Origin of the sequence: Lysobacter sp. TAB13 (assembly GCF_052113885.1) — a bacterium.
Lineage (GTDB): Bacteria > Pseudomonadota > Gammaproteobacteria > Xanthomonadales > Xanthomonadaceae > Lysobacter > Lysobacter gummosus.
Window position 1 is genome coordinate 79,820 of sequence record NZ_JBFRDR010000008.1, and the last position, 16,612, is coordinate 96,431.

A 16,612-nucleotide genomic window follows, 5' to 3' on the forward strand; every position below is an offset into this window, starting at 1 on the left:
GGTAAAAGCAAATCCCCCTTAATCCCCCTTTTTCAAAGGGGGAAACCCTTCGGAACGTGCGTCGGCACTTGGCGGGCGATCTCTTCGCCTTACCGACGCACGACCATCGCCCCGCGCTGCAGTTTCCCCCTTTGAAAAAGGGGGATTAAGGGGGATTCGCTCTTAGGCCAGTCCCCAAGCGCCCCATCACCGATGCTGCGCAAACAACCAAGGCCACAACTCCTTGGTCGCATAAGCCGAATCCCAGGAGTTGTGATCGGCCTGCGGAAATTCGGTATACCGCACATCCGCCCCGGCGCGCTTGAGCGCCGCATTCATCTCGCGCGACTTCTGCGGCGGCACCGCATCGTCCCGCGCGCCGTGGAAAATCCAGAACGGAATATTCGCCATCTTGCGCGCGGCCTCATCCAAGGTCAGCGCGCCGCCCAGCGCTTCGATCCGCTCATGATCCTTCGCCCGCGGCGGATCGTAACCGCCGCAAATCGGCACCACCGCGGCGAAACGATCGGGCTGCATCAACGCCAGTTCGTAACTCCCGTAGCCGCCCATCGACAGACCGGTCAACAGCACGCGCTTGGGATCGGCGCCGAATTCGTCCTGGCTGCGGTCGAGCATCGCCAGCGCGGTATGAGTGAAGCGATACGGCTCGGCGCTGCCGGTATGCATCTGCGGAAACACCACGATCGCCGGAAACTCGTCGATGCGCTCGCGAATCACCGGCGCCAGCCCGACCTCGACCTGCTTGCGGTTATCGCTGCCGCGTTCGCCCGAGCCGTGCAGGAACAGCATCAGCGGCGGATGTTCGCCGCCGGCTTTGCGCGAGGGCACGAACACCTGATAGCGATACAGCACACCATCGTCGAGCCGCAGCTCGCGTTCGAGGAAGCGGCCGTGCTTGCGCGAGTCGATCATGGTCGAGGCGTCGGACGTAGCGCCTGAATCGTTGGAGCCGGCGCGAGGGGCGGGAACGCTGCGGCAGGCGGTGATCGAGGCGATCACACCCATCAGCAACAGCGCGACGGCGAGGTGGAACGTGCGGCAACCGGGCATCGGTGTCTCCGGGGCGGGCTACCGGCATCATCGGCCGCTTGCGGTGCCCGATTCAAGCGCGCGCGCCGCGCAATCGGCCCGCGGCGGGAAGATTCGTCACCGATCGCGCCGACCGGGCCGATCAGCCCGATTCGGCAAGGCGCTGGCGCAGCAGATGCTGTGCCACCAGCACGGCCTCGGTGTTGAGCCGATATTTGCGCTTGGGCGCGCCCTGCGCGGTCCAGGCGAAGCGGCGCCACAACGCCAGCGGGACGCCGGTCGGCGCGCCGCCGCCGCGAAGGCGTTGCAGCAGGATTTCGATGTAGGCGTACAAGGCCAATGTTTCGCGGAACGCGGCGTCGCGCATCAGCGTATCGACCTGATGTTGTTCGAGCAGTCGATCGCAATCCAGCGCCAGTTCGTCCAGGCAATGGCGCATGGTCCGGTCAGCGCGACGTAGGTCGCCCGGGTTAAGCGTCCTGGCCCGCAGCGACGGGTTGTTGATGTAGCCGCTGCACATCTCGCAAAAGCAATGCCCGTCCTGCGAATACAGACGTTGGCCGGGTTCGCGGACCAGTCGCTGAGTGTCGTCGAGTTGGCTGACGAATAGACGGCAGAACGTATCCAGGTGTTCCAGCGGCGGTCGTCCCTCGCGCGGCAAGTCGGCGTAGTGACGTTGTATCCACGTTGCGGCGGATTGCGGATCGCGCGCGTAGGCGTGCGCGGCGTCGAAACCGATGAAGCCGCGCTGGATGGCGTCGGCCGTCCATTTCAGCAGCGCGTAGCTGCGTGCCTGCAGATCCACTGCGAATTCGATGTCGGCTTCCTGCAACATGGCGGGCATCTTAGTCGCGCGCGTGCAGCGCGTCGCAGCCGCTCGTCCGCGTACCAGCGGTCGATGCCGGGCGCGCCCCTCAGTGAATCAAAATCAGCGTCGCCAGCCCAAGGAAGCTGAGGAACCCCATCACGTCGGTCAGCGTGGTCAACACCACGCCGCCGGCCAGGGCCGGGTCGAAGCCCAGCCGCTTCAGCGTGACCGGGACCAGCACGCCGCCGGCCGCGGCGGTCAGCAGGTTGATGGTGAGCGCGGCGCCGATGACCAGCGACAGGCCGGGTTGGCGGAACCAGATCAGCACGATCACGCCCAGGCCGACACCGAGCACCAGGCCGTTGATCAACGCGACCGACAATTCCTTGCGCAGCAACACGGCGACGTTGGACGCGCCGATCTGGCCCAGGGCCAGGCCGCGGATCATCAGCGCCAGCACCTGGGTGCCGGCGTTGCCGCCCATGCCGGCGACGATCGGCATCAGCGCGGCCAGTGCGACCAGCTTGGCGATGCTGTCTTCGAACTGGCCGACCACGCTGGCGGCCAGGAACGCAGTGCACAGGTTGACGCTGAGCCAGATCAGCCGGCGCCGGAACGCGCGCCGCACCGGGCTGAACAAGTCTTCGTCTTCGTCCAGGCCGGCCGCGCTCAAGGCTTGGTGTTCGGCCTCTTCGCGGATGATGTCGACCACGTCGTCGATGGTGATGCGGCCGAGCAGGATGTTGTTGTCGTCCACGACCGGGGCGCTGATCCAGTCGTGGTCGGAGAACTGGCGCGCGACTTCGCCGGCGGTTTCGCCGACGTCGATGGCCGGTTGTTCGTCGTCGATCAGTTTGTTGATCGCGGTGCCGGGCTCGTGGGTGAGCAACGCGGCCAGGGCGATGCGGCCCAGGTATTGATGGCGCCGGCTGACCACGTACAGATGATCGGTGTGTTCCGGCAACTCGCCGCGCAGGCGCAGGTAGCGCAGGACCACGTCGATGGTGGTGTCGGCGCGCACCGTCACCACGTCGGGATTCATCAGTCGGCCGGCGGTGTCCTCCGGATACGACAACACTTGCTCGAGCCGTTCGCGGTTCTCGCGATCCATCGACTTGAGCACTTCGTCGATGACGGTATCGGGCAGGTCTTCGACCAGGTCGGCCAAGTCGTCGATGTCGAGGTCTTCGACCGCGGCGACGATTTCGTCCGTGTCCATGTCCGCGAGCAGGCTCTCGCGCACTTCTTCGCCGACGTGGACCAGCACCTCGCCGTCGTCTTCCGGATCGACCAGGCCCCACACGATCACGCGCTTGCCCGGGGGCAAGGACTCCAGCAGGTTGCCGATCTCGGCCGGAGAGAGCGTGTTGACCAGCCGCCGCACCGGGCCCAGACGGCCGCTGTCGAGCGCGTCGGAAAGCAGGCGCAGCTGACGTGCGGTTTTGTCGTGGCGGACGGCTTCGGCCAATGCGGTACTTCCTGCAGGTGACGGACGCGGCCACGAAGCCGGCGAGGGTCAGGTGTTCATCGGGGCATTATCGCCTGGGTGGCGTGTTATGCACAGCGTTGGAGTCTGCGCTGGATGTGGTGGAGGGGATGTCTGCGCGGGCCGCTCGCGCGGTTGCTCTTGTTGGTCCGCTTTTGTGGGTTGCTGTTGTGGGAGGGGCTTCAGCCCCGATGCTTTCCGCTCAGATTGCGGGTATGCCCCGATCGACTTGCAAGCTCCGGCGATCGGACCGAAGAGCATCGGGGCTGAAGCCCCTCCCACAACAGCAGCCGGCGAGAGCGATCCGAGCAGCGGCCCAGTACAGCAATCGCCCGCCGATCAAGCCCGAAGCCAGGCCTCGATGCCCACGCGGTCCTTCGCCCGCAGCAGCGCCGGCGCGCGCTTGCGCAACGCTTCCAGATTCAAGCCGCGGATCGCCCGGCGCAGTTCCAGCAAGGTCGCCGGATGCAGGCTGAATTCCTCCAGCCCCAGCGCCAGCAGCAGCGGCGCGAAGTTGGCGTCGCCGGCCATTTCGCCGCATACCGCGACCGGCTTGCCGCGCGACTTGGCCAGGCGAATCACGTCGCGGATCACCCGCAGCACCGCCGGATGCAGCGGCGTGTACAGGTCGCTGAGCGCTTCGTTGTTGCGATCCACCGCCAGCAGGTACTGGACCAGATCGTTGGTGCCGATGGAAAGGAAATCGATCAGGCCGATGAAGCCGGGCAGGGCGATCGCCGCGGCCGGGACTTCGATCATCGCGCCCAGCGGCACGTGGTCGGCGATCTCGTGGCCCTGCTTGCGCAGGTCCGCGGCCACTTTCTTGAGCAGCGCGCGCACCGTGCGCACTTCCTCGGTCGAGCTGACCATCGGCACCAGCACCCGCACCGGGCCGTAGCCCGACGCGCGCAGGATCGCGCGCAACTGGGTTTCCAGCAGGCCTTCGCGCGCCAGCGACAGGCGCACGCCGCGCACGCCGAGCGCGGGGTTGGGTTCGTCGCGCAGCGCCAGGCCGGTCTTGTCGGCCTTGTCCGCGCCCAGGTCCAGGGTGCGGATGGTGACGGTGCGGCCGGTCATGCCGAGCACGACGTCGCGGTAGACGCGGAACTGTTCGTCTTCGTCCGGTAGTTCGTTGCGCTGCAGGAACAGGAATTCGGTGCGGTACAGGCCGACCCCGGCCGCGCCGAGCGCATGCGCCTCGGCCACGTCCTCGCGCGATTCGGCGTTGGCGTAGAGCTTGATGTCGATGCCGTCGAGCGTGCGCGTGGGTTCGCGGCGCAGGCGGTGCAGCTGCTTGCGTTCGCGCGCCAGCTCGCGGGTGCGGGCGCGATGCCCGCGCAGGTCTTCGGCGTTGGGTTCGAGAATGACCGTGCCGGTGGCGCCATCGACCACCAGCGCGTCGCCGTCGTTGATCTTCAGCAGCGCCTGCGAGGCGCCGACGATCAGCGGCAAGTGCAGGCTGCGCGCCAGAATCGCACTGTGCGACAGGGCGCTGCCGGCGGCGGTGACGATCGCCATCACGCCCTGCGCCTGCAACTGCGCCAGTTCGGCCGGGGCGACGTTGTCGGTGACGAGAATCTCGCCGGCCACGCCGGAGGTGTCGTGATCGCGACGATGCAGCGCGGCGTGGATGCGGCCGATGACCTGGTCGATATCGTCCACGCGGCTGCGGAAGTAGGCATCGTCCATCGCCTCGAACACCGAGGCGATGCGGTCGCGCTGCAGGCGCAGGGCGTAGTCGGCGGCGTAGTGGCCGGTGCGGATCAGTTCGTCCAGGCCTTGCAGCAGCTCCGGATCGTCCAGCAGCAAGGTGTGCAGGTCGAGGAACTCGCCGACCTCGTGCGCCAGCGCGCCGTGCAGGCGGTCGCGCAAGGCGTGCATTTCGTTGCGCACGGTGTCGATCGCCGCGTGCAGACGGCCGAGCTCGCCTTCGACCTGCTCATGGGTGATGCGCTCTTCGGCGACTTCCAGCGCATGCGGCAGCCGCACCCGGGCGCGGCCCAGCGCACTGCCTCGTGACGCGCCGTGACCTTGGAATTCCTGCCGCATCCGCGCCTCCGGCTCAGCTGTCTTCGTCGAAACGACGATCGAACAAGGCGGTCACCGCGTCGGCGGCGTTGGCCTCGTCTTCGCCGTCCACGCGCAGTTTGACGTGGGTGCCTTGGCCGGCGGCGAGCAGCATCACGCCCATGATGCTCTTGGCGTTGACCTCGCGGCCCTTGGCGGTGAGCGTGGCGTTGCTGCGAAAACCCGACAGCACCTGCACCAGCTTGGCGGTGGCGCGGGCGTGCAGGCCCAGTCGGTTGGAGACGGTCAGGTCGCGTTCGATCATGTCGGGGTCCTCAGGCAATGGTCAAACGCATCGAACTCGATACGGTTTGCGGTGATGCTGTGGCGATAGTGCCTTATTGCGGTTCGGATCATGCATTCAAGGGGCGTGCGGTGTTGGTGTCGCGCAAACGTGGCCGGGCTCACGCATCGTCGAGGATGACGCCGTTGCGGGCGCCGGCCGCGGCGACCGCGGGCAATTGCTCCAGCGCCAATTCGGAATAGTTCATCACCCGCATCAGCATCGGCAGATTCAACGCCGACACGCGCCGCACCGGCGTGCCCAACTGGGCCACGCGCGCGGCGAGGTTGCTGGGCGACGCGCCGTACAGATCGGTGAGCACCAGTACGCCGTCGCCATCGTCCACGCGGCGCAGGGCCGCGCTGGCGACCGGCAGCAGCTGATCGAGGTCCGCGTCGAACGGCACCTCCAGCGCTTCGGTGCGCAACGGCAACGGGTTCAACAAACGGCCGGCGACAGCGACCAGCGCGCTGCCGATTCCGGAATGGGTAATGAGTAGGATACCGACGGACATGGCGACAACTTAACAGAGCACGGTGACGCGCCGAAAGCGTCCGGACGGTCGCCAGAGGATTTCGGCCGCGATGGGTGGAGCGCGGGTGGCGGCAGACCGAAGACAGGCTTGCGGCGAGCGCGTCGTCTCATGAGCGGCCGCAATCCTCGCTGCGCTGCGGCAAATGTTCGGTTTGCGCCGCGTCTGGCCGCGACCGTACATCGCGGCCGGCGGAATTCGCGTGCGTTCGCCTGCGCGGGCGGTCACTCGGCCGGTCGGAGCGGGCCGAAAAAAGAACGGGCCGCGCGAGCGGCCCGTTCCGGTGCGAGCGGCGCGCCGGCTTACTGCTTCGGCGGCGTCTCGGTCTTGCCCTTGTCCGGCGGCGTGGTGGCGCTGTCGGCCGGCATCGGGTCGGACGGCGGGGTGTCGGCGGGCGGCGTATCGGCCGGCGGCGGCATGTCCGCCGGGGGCGTGGTGTCCGCCGGCGGCGGGGTGGTGTCGGCCGGAGCCGCGGGCGCCGGGCCGGCGCCGGCATCCGGCGGCGGTGCGTCGGCGGGCTTGTTGCAGGCGCTGAGCAGGCCGGCGGCGAACAGCGCGCTCAGCAGCAGGCCGAGGCGGCGCGGGCGGGGAAGGGTGGTGGTCATGTCGATCCTTTGCTGATGGGTCAGCCGGTGGGGGAGATATCGGGCCGCGGCGGGGCAGGCGATCGCGATCGTCCGGCCGGGCCGGTGCGCGGCGGCGTTGGATTACTTGTCGCCGACGCGCTTGTTCTGCCCGGCCTGATATTCCGACAGCGACAGCGAGCCGTCGCCGTCGAGGTCGTGGGTGGAGAAGTTCGCGGCCAGGCGCGCATCGAGCGCGGCCTCGTCGCGGCTGATCTTCTGATCGCCGTTGCTGTCGAGTTCGGCGAAGGTGGCCGGGCCGATCGCGTCGCTGGGCGGCGGCGTGCGCGCGTCGCGGCGCGGATCGTTGACCGGCGGTTCGGTGCGTTGCATCGGATCGGACGCCGGCATCGGATCGGCGGGACGCGACCCGGGCGGAGAACCGTTCTGCGCGAAGGCCGCCGACGCGGACAGACCGGTCAGCAAGGCGAGCAGCATCGGACTGAGGCTGCGGATCATGGGTTTCATGTCGCTGCTCCGTGGTTGCGGGAACGCCGGATCACGCTATCGGCGTAGTTCGAAACCTACGGTGCGGCGTGCAAGCATTTCGGCACGGAGATGGGAAAATTTCGTAAGCGACGGCGATTTATGCGGCGATATGGTCACTGCTGATTCATGTCGAAGGCGAGGGCAGAACGAATTCGACGGTGCACTCCCACATCAGCGCTGTTGCTGTTCCCCCCCTTTGAAAAAGGGGGGCAGGGGGGATTTAGCTTTTGCATCAAGCCAACGCAAAACCCACCTCAATCCAACTCCCGATGATGCACCGCCACCTCATTCCACCCACGCAACCGCGCATGCTCGGCGAGCCGCTCAGCCAGATACACCGACCGATGCCGCCCGCCCGTGCAACCGAACGCGATCGTCGCGTAACTGCGCGTGCTGTCCGATTGCAGCCGCGGCAGCCAGGTGTCGAGAAACTGGCTGATCTGCTCGACATAAAGCTTCACATCGTCCTGCGCTTCCATGTAGTCGCGCACGCCGCCGTCGCGGCCCGACAGCGGACGCAGCGCCGGATTCCAGTGCGGATTGGGCAGCGCGCGCGCGTCGAAGACGAAGTCGGCATCGGCCGGCACGCCGCGGCGATAGGCGAAGGACTCGAACAGCAACGACATGCCGGCCTCGCCGCCCAGGCCGAACTCGGTGATGACATGGCGGCGCAGCTGATGGACATTGAGCTCGCTGGTATCGACGATCGCATCGGCGATCTGGCGCAGCGGCTTGAGCACCTGGCGTTCGAGCGAAATCGCATCGGCCAGGGCCAGGCCGAACTGGCTCAGCGGATGGCGCCGGCGCGTGTCGGCGTAGCGCTTGAGCAAAACCGAGTCGCTGGATTCGAAGAACACCAGCTTCGGGTCCGCGCCCAGCGCGCCGACTGCCGACAGCCACTCGGGAATATTCGCCAGATCGCTGTGGCGGTTGCGCACGTCGATGCCGACCGCGAGCTTGGTCGGCATGCCGTCCTCGGCCTTGATCACGTTCTGCACGAACTGCGGCAGCAACTCGGCCGGCAGGTTATCGACGCAGTAGAAACCCAGGTCTTCGAAGGTATTGAGCGCCACCGATTTGCCCGAGCCGGACATGCCGCTGACGATGACCAGGGTGAACATGCTCGCTTCCGGCGCGGCTTCGGCGCCGGAACGCGCTTCGTTGGCCGCTTCGGGATTGGGATGGGATTCGATGCCGCTCACGATTCGCCGCGCTCCAGGAAGTTGCTGTGCCGGGCGATGAAGGCCGCGGCCGGGTCCAAGCCTTTCATGCGCAGGCTGTGCAGGCGCGTGGCCGCTTCGGTGAGCACCGCCAGGTTGCGGCCGGGCATGACCGGCAGGGTGATCATCGGCACGTCCAGGTCGAGCACGCGGCGCAGGCCGGTGTCGCCGGTCAGGCGCTCGATGCCGGCCGGCTTGGGCTCGCTCATTGGCTTGGTCAGGTGCACGATCAGGCGCAGGTATTTGTTGTTCTTCACCGCGGTGTCGCCGAACATCTGGCGGATGTTGAGCACGCCCAGGCCGCGCACTTCCAGCAGATCCTGCAGCATGTCCGGGCAGGTGCCGTCGAGCACGTCGGGCGCGATCTGGGTGAATTCGGGCGCGTCGTCGGCGACCAACCGATGCCCGCGCGTCACCAGTTCCAGCGCGAGTTCGCTCTTGCCCGATCCCGATTCGCCGGTGATCAGCACGCCGATCGAATAGATTTCCATGAACACGCCGTGCAGCGTGATCTGCGGCGCCAGCGCGCGCGCCAGGTGGTATTGCAGATGATTGAGCAACTCGTGGCCGCGGCGCGGCGACACCCACAGCGGCGTATCGGTTTCTTCCGCGGCGATGCGCAGGTCTTCCGGGCAGGGCTGGTCCTTGCTGATCACCAGGGCCAGTGGCCGGAACTGGATGATCTTTTCGATGGTTTCCCAGCGCAGCCGCGAGTCCAGGCCATCGAGCCAGGTCAGCTCCTCGGTGCCGAGGATCTGCACCTTGTTCGGATAGATCGCGTTGAGGTAGCCGGCCAGCGAGGGCCGGCGGGCGACGGTATTGACCGCCTCGACCAGCCGCCCGTCGCCGCGTTGGCCGGCCAGCCAGCGCAGCGCGAGCCGCTCGCGCTGCTGTTCGAACAGTTCGCCTGCACGGATGCTTTTGCTCATGCGGGGAAGTTTACGAGTAAAGCGATGACGGCGCCTGCGGGGGACGGGATGGGGGGCGTGAAGAGGGGGCAACACCGGTGGCTCGAACGTAACCGCAGCCCTTCGAAACATTGCCCCCTTTGAAAAAGGGGGCGAGCGCCCGGCGCCGGTGCGTTTCAGGTCAACGATCGGAGCGCGGGGGATTTGCTTTTGCTTTTGGGCAGGGCAAAAGCAAAAGCAAATCCCCCCTGGCCCCCCTTTTTCAAAGGGGGGAATCGGTAGGTGGGTTTCAGTAGTTGCCCCCTTCCAAAAAAGAAGGATCGGTAGGCGGGTTTGAATAGTTGCCCCCTTTGAAAAAGGGGGCAAGCGCCCGGCGCCGGTGCGTTTCAGGTCAACGATCGGAGCGCGGGGGATTTGCTTTTGCTTTTGGGCAGGGCAAAAGCAAAAGCGAATCCCCCCTGGCCCCCCTTTTTCAAAGGGGGGAATCCGGTAGGTGGGTTTCGGTAGGGCGGGGCGTTACGCGGTTACAGCCGGCCGTCGACTCACGCCGCGCTGCGCCGACAATGATCGAGCAAGCGATAACTCAACTCCGCCACATTCGGCGCCGAGCGCAATCGCTCGCGAAAACCCGCGTCGGCAAAGCGTTCGGCGAGTTCGGCAAGCAGTTGCAAATGCTGTTGGACGTGATGCTCAGGCACAGCCATCGCCAGCACCAGATCCACCGGCTGGCCGTCGGAAGCGCCGAAATCCACCGGCTGCGCCAATCGCAGGAATACGCCGCGGCTGCTTTCGAACAAGGGCGAGCGGCCATGCGGAATCGCGACCCCGTAGCCGATCGCGGTGCTGGCGAGTTTTTCGCGTTCCTGCAGGCCGGCGCTGAGCGCGGCGGTGACCAGCGGGCTGCCTTCGGACAGCATGCGCGCGGCGGTTTCGAGCACCGCGTTGCGATCGCCGGGTTCTACCAGGATCGCAACGCGCTCCGCGCTCAACAGTTCGTAAAGCGGCATGACGGCGTTGTAGGTGGCTTGCGGTACGTGGCTGGCGCGGAGTTTACGCTATGGGCTCAGGTGAGTTCGCCGTTGCGGGCGAGGCTCTCGCCGCGGTGATGGTCCACTTGCTTGCTCTTGTGCTTCATCAGCAAACGGTCGAGTTTGTCCGCGAGCAGGTCGATGGCGGCGTACATGTCGATCGCGGCGGCATCGCAGTGCAGGGTGCGGCCGGCGATGAGGATGGTGGCTTCGGCTCGATGGTCGGGCTTGTCGAGACTGAGCTGGGTTCGCACGTCGAAGGGATGGTCGTAGTGTCGTTGCAGACGGGCCAGCTTGGTTTCAACGTAGTCGCGCAGGGCTGCGGTGACTTCGAGCTGCTGGCCGTGGGTTTCGATACGCATCGGGGACCTCCTTCACGTCGCGGGTGAATGCAGAAACGTGTTCCGCCCGGTCTTGCCGGACCGAAACGGAACCGGGTGACGCCCTGGCCGGAGCCAGGAAGTCCAGCATCTCACGCTGAGTTTGAGGCGCAAGGGCCCGACTTGGTCCTTTGGTAGTAGCCGCGCCGGAAGGCCTTGATCCGGCAGAGGTTTTTGCACGATGTAAAAGTTTTGCAATGTGATTCGCGACAAAAGGCATAAGCCACGGGGTTGGCGGAAGCAGGGCACGCTGAGCGTGGAAATGTCCGCGCGAGCGCCGGCTGCGCGGGTGAGGAAAGGGGAGCGATGGCGCGCGCCGGCTCGATGGGGCGTGGGCCCTCATCCGCCCCTTCGGGGCGCCTTCTCCCGCAAGTGGGGGAAGGGAGGCGGGACGCCCGCGCGGGGGAGCGAAGAGTGCTGCGACCTTCCAGCTCCGAGCGCATGGCGCTCGGGCGTTCGGCGCCGCGCGAGCCAGTGGCTCGCAAACGCGGCGCCTCACTCTCAAGCCATGCGCACGCGATCCTGAGACGACGGGATGCTCATCGCCTCGCGATACTTGGCCACGGTGCGGCGCGCGACCGGCACGCCGGTGGCCTTCAAGGTCTCGGCCAGACGTGCGTCGGACAGAGGCTTGCGCGGGTTTTCCGCTTCGATCAGGCGCCGGATCATGGCCTGGATCGCGGTGCTGGACGCTTCGCCGCCCGAGCCGGTGTCGATGCCCGAGGCGAAGAACGCCCGCAGCGGCACGGTGCCGCGCGGGGTGCGCGCGTACTTGCGCGCGATCGCGCGCGAGACGGTGGATTCGTGCAGGCCGACTTCGTTCGCGACTTCGCGCAAGGTCAGCGGGCGCAAGGCGCTGTCGCCGAATTCCAGGAACGCGGCCTGCTGCTTGAGCAGGCAGCGCGCGACCTTCAGCAAGGTGTCGCCGCGCGCTTCCAGGCTCTTGAGCAACCAGCGCGCTTCCTGCAGATGGCCGCGCAGATAGCTGGCGTCGGAGGCGCTGGCGTGGCGGATCATGCCTTCGTAGCCGCGATGGATGGAAATGCGCGGCCGCATCGTTTCCGACAAGGCCACGCGCCACAGGCCGCGCTGGCGCCAGATCACGACATCGGGGGTGACGTAGGTGTCGGTGGAGATCGCGCCCATCTGCGCGCCCGGGCGCGGATCGAGCGAGCGCAGCAACTGCACCGCGACTTCGACCTCGGCGACCTCCAGCTTGAGTTCGGAAGCCAGCCCGGCCACGCCCACGCGCGGCAGCCGTTCCAGCGGGCCGGCGCAGATCTGCAGCGCCAGCGCCTTGCCCGGCGTGTCCTCGGGCAGGGTGCTCAATTGCAGGCTCAGGCATTCGCCGAGCGAGCGCGCGCCGGTGCCGACCGGGTCGAAACGCTGGACTTGATGCAGCACCGTCAGCACTTCGTCTTCGCCGACGCTGAGTTCCGGGGCGAGCGAATCGGCGATGGCCTGCAGCGGTTCGCGCAGGTATCCGTCGTCGTCGATGGCTTCGATCAGGGCCACGCCGATGCTGCGGTCGCGCAACGACAGTGGGCTGAGGTGCAGCTGCCACAGCAGGTGATCGAGCAGGGTTTCGGCGTCGGCGACTTGTTCGGCCGCGGGCGAGTCTTCGTCGTTGTCGGACGGGCCGACCCGCTCGTACCAGGTCTCGCCGTCGTCCATCGTCCATTCCGGCTCGGGCGTGGGCGCGTCGCTGCCGGGGCCGGGGCCTTCGCCGTGGTCGGCGTCTTCGCTGGCCGAGGCCGAGGTCGGCGGCGGACGGATTTCGTCGTCGCTGCCCGGCGCCGACGGTTCGGTCCAGTCCAGCAGCGGGTTGCTCTCTACCGCGCTCGCCAGTTCAGCTTCCAGTTCCACAGCCGACAGCTGCAGCAGGCGGATTGCCTGCCGCAATTGCGGCGTCATTACGAGCTGTTGTCCGAGAGAGGCTTGGAGGCGGGGCTTCATGTTCGATGGCTGACGCGACCTGAAAGGCAACGACCTGGAATGTCAGTCGGCCGAGTCGTGCATCGCGGGCGTCTTTCACGCCCGGCAACCGGAAGGTTACAGACGGAAGGTTTCGCCCAGGTAGACGCGACGGACATCGGGATTGGCCAGCAGCGCGTCCGGAGCCCCCTGCGCGAGCACGCCGCCGTCGTTCAGGATATACGCCCGATCGCAAATGCCCAAGGTTTCACGAACGTTATGGTCCGTGATGAGGACGCCGATCCCGCGATTCTTGAGATGGCGCACGATTCGCTGGATTTCGCCGACCGAAATGGGGTCGACACCGGCGAAAGGCTCGTCCAGCAGCATCAGGCGCGGGCGGGCGGCCAGGGCGCGCGCGATTTCCACGCGGCGGCGCTCGCCGCCGGACAGGCTGGCGCCGAGCTGGTCGGCGACGTGGGTCACCTGCAATTCGTCCATCAGGCTGGCCAGTTCGCGCTCGATGCCGCGGCGGTCGAGGTCGTCGCGCAGTTCCAGCACCAGGCGCAGGTTGTCGGCCACGCTGAGCTTGCGGAACACGGACGGTTCCTGCGGCAGATAGCCGACGCCGTACTTGGCGCGCGCGTACATCGGCTCGGCGGTGATGTCCTTGCCGTCGAGCACGATGGTGCCGGCGTCGGCCGGGACCAGGCCGACGATCATGTAGAAGCAGGTGGTCTTGCCGGCGCCGTTGGGGCCGAGCAGGCCGACCACTTCGCCCGCGTCCAGGGTCAGGCCGAAGTCGCGCACGACCTCGCGCTGGCGGTAGGCCTTGCGCAGGCCTTGGGCGACCAGCATCAGCCGCCTCCCTTGGCGGGCGTGGCCTTGGCCGCCGGCTTGGCCGGGGCGGTTTTGGCCGGCGCGGGCTTGGCCGCGGCCGGTGCGGGCGCGGAGGCGTCCTTGTTCTTGGGCTGCAGGCGCATGTTGACGCGACCGCCGACGCCGCCGCTGTCCACCTGGCCGCTCTTCATGTTGTAGACGATGCGTTCGCTGGTGATGGTGTCGCCGGCGTTGTCCACGAAGGCGTTGCCGGTGAGGATCACCGTGTCCTTGGGCATGTCGTAATCGACTTTGTTCGCGCGGCCGTTGAACGGTTTGCCGTCGTCGAGCTCCTGCTTCAAGGTGACCTGCGAGCCGGTCAGCACCACGTAGCTGATGTCGCCGTTGCTGCGCTTGATGTCGGCCTTGGCGGCGTTGATCACCAAGGTGCCCTGGACGATCTTGACGTTGCCGGTGAGCACGCACGGGCCGGTGTCGCTGGCGACCGAGCAGTTGCTCTGGTCGGCGCCGACGTCCATCGGCTGGTTGCGGTCGGAGGTGCGCGCCTGGGCGCCTAGCGCCGTCAGCAGCAACAATGCGGCCAGGCACAGGGCCGGCGGATTAGCGGGCTTTCGCTTCATAGCGCGCCTTGACGTTGGATTTGAGGATCACGTTCTTGGTCTCGAGGTCGGCCTCAAGGCCCAGACCGCTCAGTATAGTGCCCGGCTGGACCATGTTGACCGCGACGGCCGAGGTGGCCTTGTTCGCATCGGGGAACACGTTCAGTTCTTCGGTGGCGATCTTGATCGGCTTGCCTTCGGCGTTGGTGCTGTCGGCCTTGACCTGTCCGCGCAGCCGCACTTCATCGGCCTCGGCGCTGACCCAGCCGCGCTGCGAGCGCACTTCCCAGGCGCCGCCCTGGCTGCCGGGCTTGGGCGGGATCAGGAACAAGGGCGTGGTGATGTCCATGGTCTTGATGTTGGGATCGCGGGTCAGCGTGGGCGCGCGCAGGGTGAACGATTCCTTGCCGGTCTTGTCGAGCACGACCACTTCGAAATCGTTGAGCACGTAGTCGGGCTGCACGTTGGCCTTGCCGGCCAGCGGCTTGTCGCGCTGCGACCACAGCGCCCAGCCGCTGAGCGCGGCGGCGGTGAGCAGGATCAGGGTGAACCATCCGCGCCAGCTCATCCCAGCGCTCCGTTCAAGATGTCGTCGGCATGGCCTTGCGCGCCCAGCAGCAGATCGCACAGCTCGCGCGCCGCGCCTTCGCCGCCGCGCGCATGGGTGCGCCAGTGCACGCGCTCGCGCACCCACGCATGCGCGTTGGCCGGCGCGACCGCCAGGCCGACGTGCGGCAGGATGCGCAGATCGGCGAGGTCGTCGCCCATGAACGCCACTTGCTCCAGGGTCAGGCCCAGGCCTTCGGCGATCAGCTTGACGCAGACCAGCTTGTCTTTGACATCGCCGTGCGAGGTCGCGCCCAGCTCGGCGGCGCGATGCGCGGCGATGGCGCCGCCGCGCGCGGTGACGAAATGCACGGCGATCCCGGCCTTGCGCAACAGCGACAGGCCCTGGCCGTCCTGGACGTGGAAGCTTTTGTATTCGCGCCCGTTGCTGTCGAAGGTCAGCCGGCCATCGGTGAGCGTGCCGTCTACGTCGAAGCAGGCCAGCCGGATGCGGGCGGCGCGTTCGCGGATGTCGGCGGGGTAGTCGTTGAGGTGGCTGTAGGGCACGGGATTGGGGATTTGGGATTCGGGATTGGTGCAAGCGGAAGCGGGGTGGAATCGTCGAGTCCGCCTTTGCGAATCACGAATCCCAAATCCCCAATCCCGGCCGTTAAACCACTCGGGCCCGCAACAAGTCGTGAATGTTGAGCGCGCCGACCACGCGTCGTTCAGTATCCACGACCAGCAGGCCGCTGATCTTGTGAGTTTCCATGAGCTGCGCGGCTTCCACCGCCAGCGCGTCGGCGCCGATGGTCTTCGGCGAGCGCGTCATCACTTCCTTGATCCGGGTCGAACGCAGATCCACGCCGGCGTCGTCGAGGGTGCGGCGCAAGTCGCCGTCGGTGTACAGACCGATCAGGCGCTGATCGTCGTCGACCACCGCGGTCATGCCCAGGCGCTTGTGGCTCATCTCCACCAGCGCTTCGCTGACGGTGGCCTGCGCGGACACGCGCGGCACTTCTTCGCCGGCGTGCATGATGTCGGTGATGTGCAGCAGCAGCCGGCGGCCGAGCGCGCCGGCCGGATGCGAGCGGGCGAAGTCGTCGGCGGTGAAGCCGCGCGCTTCCAGCAGCGCGACCGCGAGCGCATCGCCCATCGCCAGCGAGGCGGTGGTGCTGGAGGTCGGCGCCAGCGCCAGCGGGCAGGCCTCGGCCGGGACGCTGACGTCCAGGTGCACGTCCGATTCGCGCGCCAGGGTGGATTGCGGGCGCCCGGTCATGGCGATCACCGCGTTGCCCTGGCGCTTGAGCACCGGCAGCAGCATCAGCACTTCGTCGCTTTCGCCCGAATAGGACAGGGCCAGGACCACGTCGGCGTCGGTGATCATGCCCAGGTCGCCGTGCCCGGCCTCGCCCGGATGGACATAGAACGAGGGCGTGCCGGTGGAGGCCAGGGTCGCCGCGATCTTGCGCGCGATATGCCCGGACTTGCCCATTCCGGTGCAAACCACGCGGCCATGGGCACCCAGGATCAGCTTGCAGGCCGCGGTGAAGTCGCCGTCGATGCGCTCGGCCACCGCGGCCAGGGCCTGGGCCTCGATCTCGAACACGCGCCGGCCGCTCTCGGCCAGCCCGGTTTCGGCGCGGCCGACGAGCAAGGCATTGGGGTCGCTGGCGGGGACGGGTCGGGTCATGGGGAGGCCGGTCATAGAAGTGCCGTGTCGAAGGTCGCCATTTCGGACCGAAGGGCTTTCCGCTAGGCTAATCCGCCAATTCTAAGCGGTTCGTCCGCCCAGCGCCGTTCCGGCCGGCACATCCGCGCCGTACGGCCATCCGCATTCAGCCGGCCTCGGGCCCGCGC

Annotated in this window: 18 protein-coding genes; all 18 read right to left on the reverse strand. The window is 67.2% G+C overall.

Features of this window, described 5'->3' with window-relative positions:
• Nucleotides 1-186: 186 nt before the first annotated feature.
• On the reverse strand, nucleotides 187-1,050 hold the full coding sequence (locus tag AB4Y92_RS11660; RefSeq protein ID WP_441819798.1) for a prolyl oligopeptidase family serine peptidase: 864 nt from the start codon (nucleotides 1,048-1,050) through the stop codon (nucleotides 187-189).
• Nucleotides 1,051-1,171: 121 nt separating this feature from the next.
• Nucleotides 1,172-1,873, reverse strand: a complete 702-nt coding sequence (locus AB4Y92_RS11665; protein WP_441819799.1) for a hypothetical protein — start codon at nucleotides 1,871-1,873, stop codon at nucleotides 1,172-1,174.
• Between the two features lie 70 nt (nucleotides 1,874-1,943).
• The gene (mgtE, locus tag AB4Y92_RS11670) at nucleotides 1,944-3,305 is read right to left on the reverse strand and encodes a magnesium transporter (RefSeq protein WP_215057996.1); all 1,362 of its coding nucleotides are present in this window, start codon (nucleotides 3,303-3,305) and stop codon (nucleotides 1,944-1,946) included.
• Nucleotides 3,306-3,662: 357 nt separating this feature from the next.
• Nucleotides 3,663-5,372, reverse strand: a complete 1,710-nt coding sequence (gene ptsP / locus AB4Y92_RS11675; protein ID WP_441819800.1) for a phosphoenolpyruvate--protein phosphotransferase — start codon at nucleotides 5,370-5,372, stop codon at nucleotides 3,663-3,665.
• Nucleotides 5,373-5,385: 13 nt separating this feature from the next.
• On the reverse strand, nucleotides 5,386-5,655 hold the full coding sequence (locus AB4Y92_RS11680; protein ID WP_215057994.1) for an HPr family phosphocarrier protein: 270 nt from the start codon (nucleotides 5,653-5,655) through the stop codon (nucleotides 5,386-5,388).
• Between the two features lie 139 nt (nucleotides 5,656-5,794).
• Entirely contained in the window at nucleotides 5,795-6,187 is a 393-nt protein-coding gene (locus AB4Y92_RS11685; protein ID WP_057941950.1) for a PTS sugar transporter subunit IIA, read from the reverse strand.
• A 320-nt stretch (nucleotides 6,188-6,507) separates the two neighbouring features.
• Nucleotides 6,508-6,810: a hypothetical protein gene (locus tag AB4Y92_RS11690; RefSeq protein ID WP_441819801.1), complete on the reverse strand. Its 303-nt coding sequence runs from the start codon at nucleotides 6,808-6,810 to the stop codon at nucleotides 6,508-6,510.
• 102 nt (nucleotides 6,811-6,912) lie between these two features.
• Nucleotides 6,913-7,296, reverse strand: coding sequence for a hypothetical protein (locus tag AB4Y92_RS11695; protein WP_441819802.1), 384 nt, complete (start codon nucleotides 7,294-7,296; stop codon nucleotides 6,913-6,915).
• A gap of 275 nt (nucleotides 7,297-7,571) precedes the next feature.
• Complete coding sequence (gene rapZ, locus AB4Y92_RS11700) at nucleotides 7,572-8,438, reverse strand: RNase adapter RapZ (protein ID WP_057945302.1); 867 nt, start codon at nucleotides 8,436-8,438, stop codon at nucleotides 7,572-7,574.
• A gap of 77 nt (nucleotides 8,439-8,515) precedes the next feature.
• Nucleotides 8,516-9,466, reverse strand: coding sequence for an HPr(Ser) kinase/phosphatase (gene hprK, locus AB4Y92_RS11705; protein ID WP_057941953.1), 951 nt, complete (start codon nucleotides 9,464-9,466; stop codon nucleotides 8,516-8,518).
• A gap of 521 nt (nucleotides 9,467-9,987) precedes the next feature.
• Nucleotides 9,988-10,452, reverse strand: coding sequence for a PTS sugar transporter subunit IIA (locus AB4Y92_RS11710; RefSeq protein WP_057941954.1), 465 nt, complete (start codon nucleotides 10,450-10,452; stop codon nucleotides 9,988-9,990).
• Nucleotides 10,453-10,508: 56 nt separating this feature from the next.
• Nucleotides 10,509-10,835 (reverse strand): ribosome hibernation-promoting factor, HPF/YfiA family, encoded by a 327-nt coding sequence (gene hpf, locus AB4Y92_RS11715; RefSeq protein WP_057941955.1) that lies wholly within the window; start codon nucleotides 10,833-10,835, stop codon nucleotides 10,509-10,511.
• A 519-nt stretch (nucleotides 10,836-11,354) separates the two neighbouring features.
• Nucleotides 11,355-12,809: an RNA polymerase factor sigma-54 gene (locus tag AB4Y92_RS11720; protein WP_441819803.1), complete on the reverse strand. Its 1,455-nt coding sequence runs from the start codon at nucleotides 12,807-12,809 to the stop codon at nucleotides 11,355-11,357.
• 96 nt (nucleotides 12,810-12,905) lie between these two features.
• Nucleotides 12,906-13,625: an LPS export ABC transporter ATP-binding protein gene (lptB, locus tag AB4Y92_RS11725; RefSeq protein WP_057941957.1), complete on the reverse strand. Its 720-nt coding sequence runs from the start codon at nucleotides 13,623-13,625 to the stop codon at nucleotides 12,906-12,908.
• A complete protein-coding gene (lptA, locus tag AB4Y92_RS11730; RefSeq protein WP_235110937.1) occupies nucleotides 13,625-14,227 on the reverse strand; it encodes a lipopolysaccharide transport periplasmic protein LptA in 603 nt (200 codons plus the stop codon). Before lptA ends, lptB begins: the two co-directional genes overlap by 1 nt.
• Complete coding sequence (gene lptC / locus AB4Y92_RS11735) at nucleotides 14,208-14,774, reverse strand: LPS export ABC transporter periplasmic protein LptC (protein ID WP_215057986.1); 567 nt, start codon at nucleotides 14,772-14,774, stop codon at nucleotides 14,208-14,210. The genes lptA and lptC overlap by 20 nt, the downstream gene beginning before the upstream one ends.
• Entirely contained in the window at nucleotides 14,771-15,319 is a 549-nt protein-coding gene (locus AB4Y92_RS11740; protein ID WP_215057985.1) for a KdsC family phosphatase, read from the reverse strand. The genes lptC and AB4Y92_RS11740 overlap by 4 nt, the downstream gene beginning before the upstream one ends.
• Before the next feature lie 103 nt (nucleotides 15,320-15,422).
• Nucleotides 15,423-16,445 carry a KpsF/GutQ family sugar-phosphate isomerase gene (locus AB4Y92_RS11745; RefSeq protein WP_441819804.1) on the reverse strand — a complete coding sequence of 341 codons (1,023 nt, stop codon included), beginning with the start codon at nucleotides 16,443-16,445 and terminating at the stop codon, nucleotides 15,423-15,425.
• Nucleotides 16,446-16,612 lie beyond the last annotated feature (167 nt).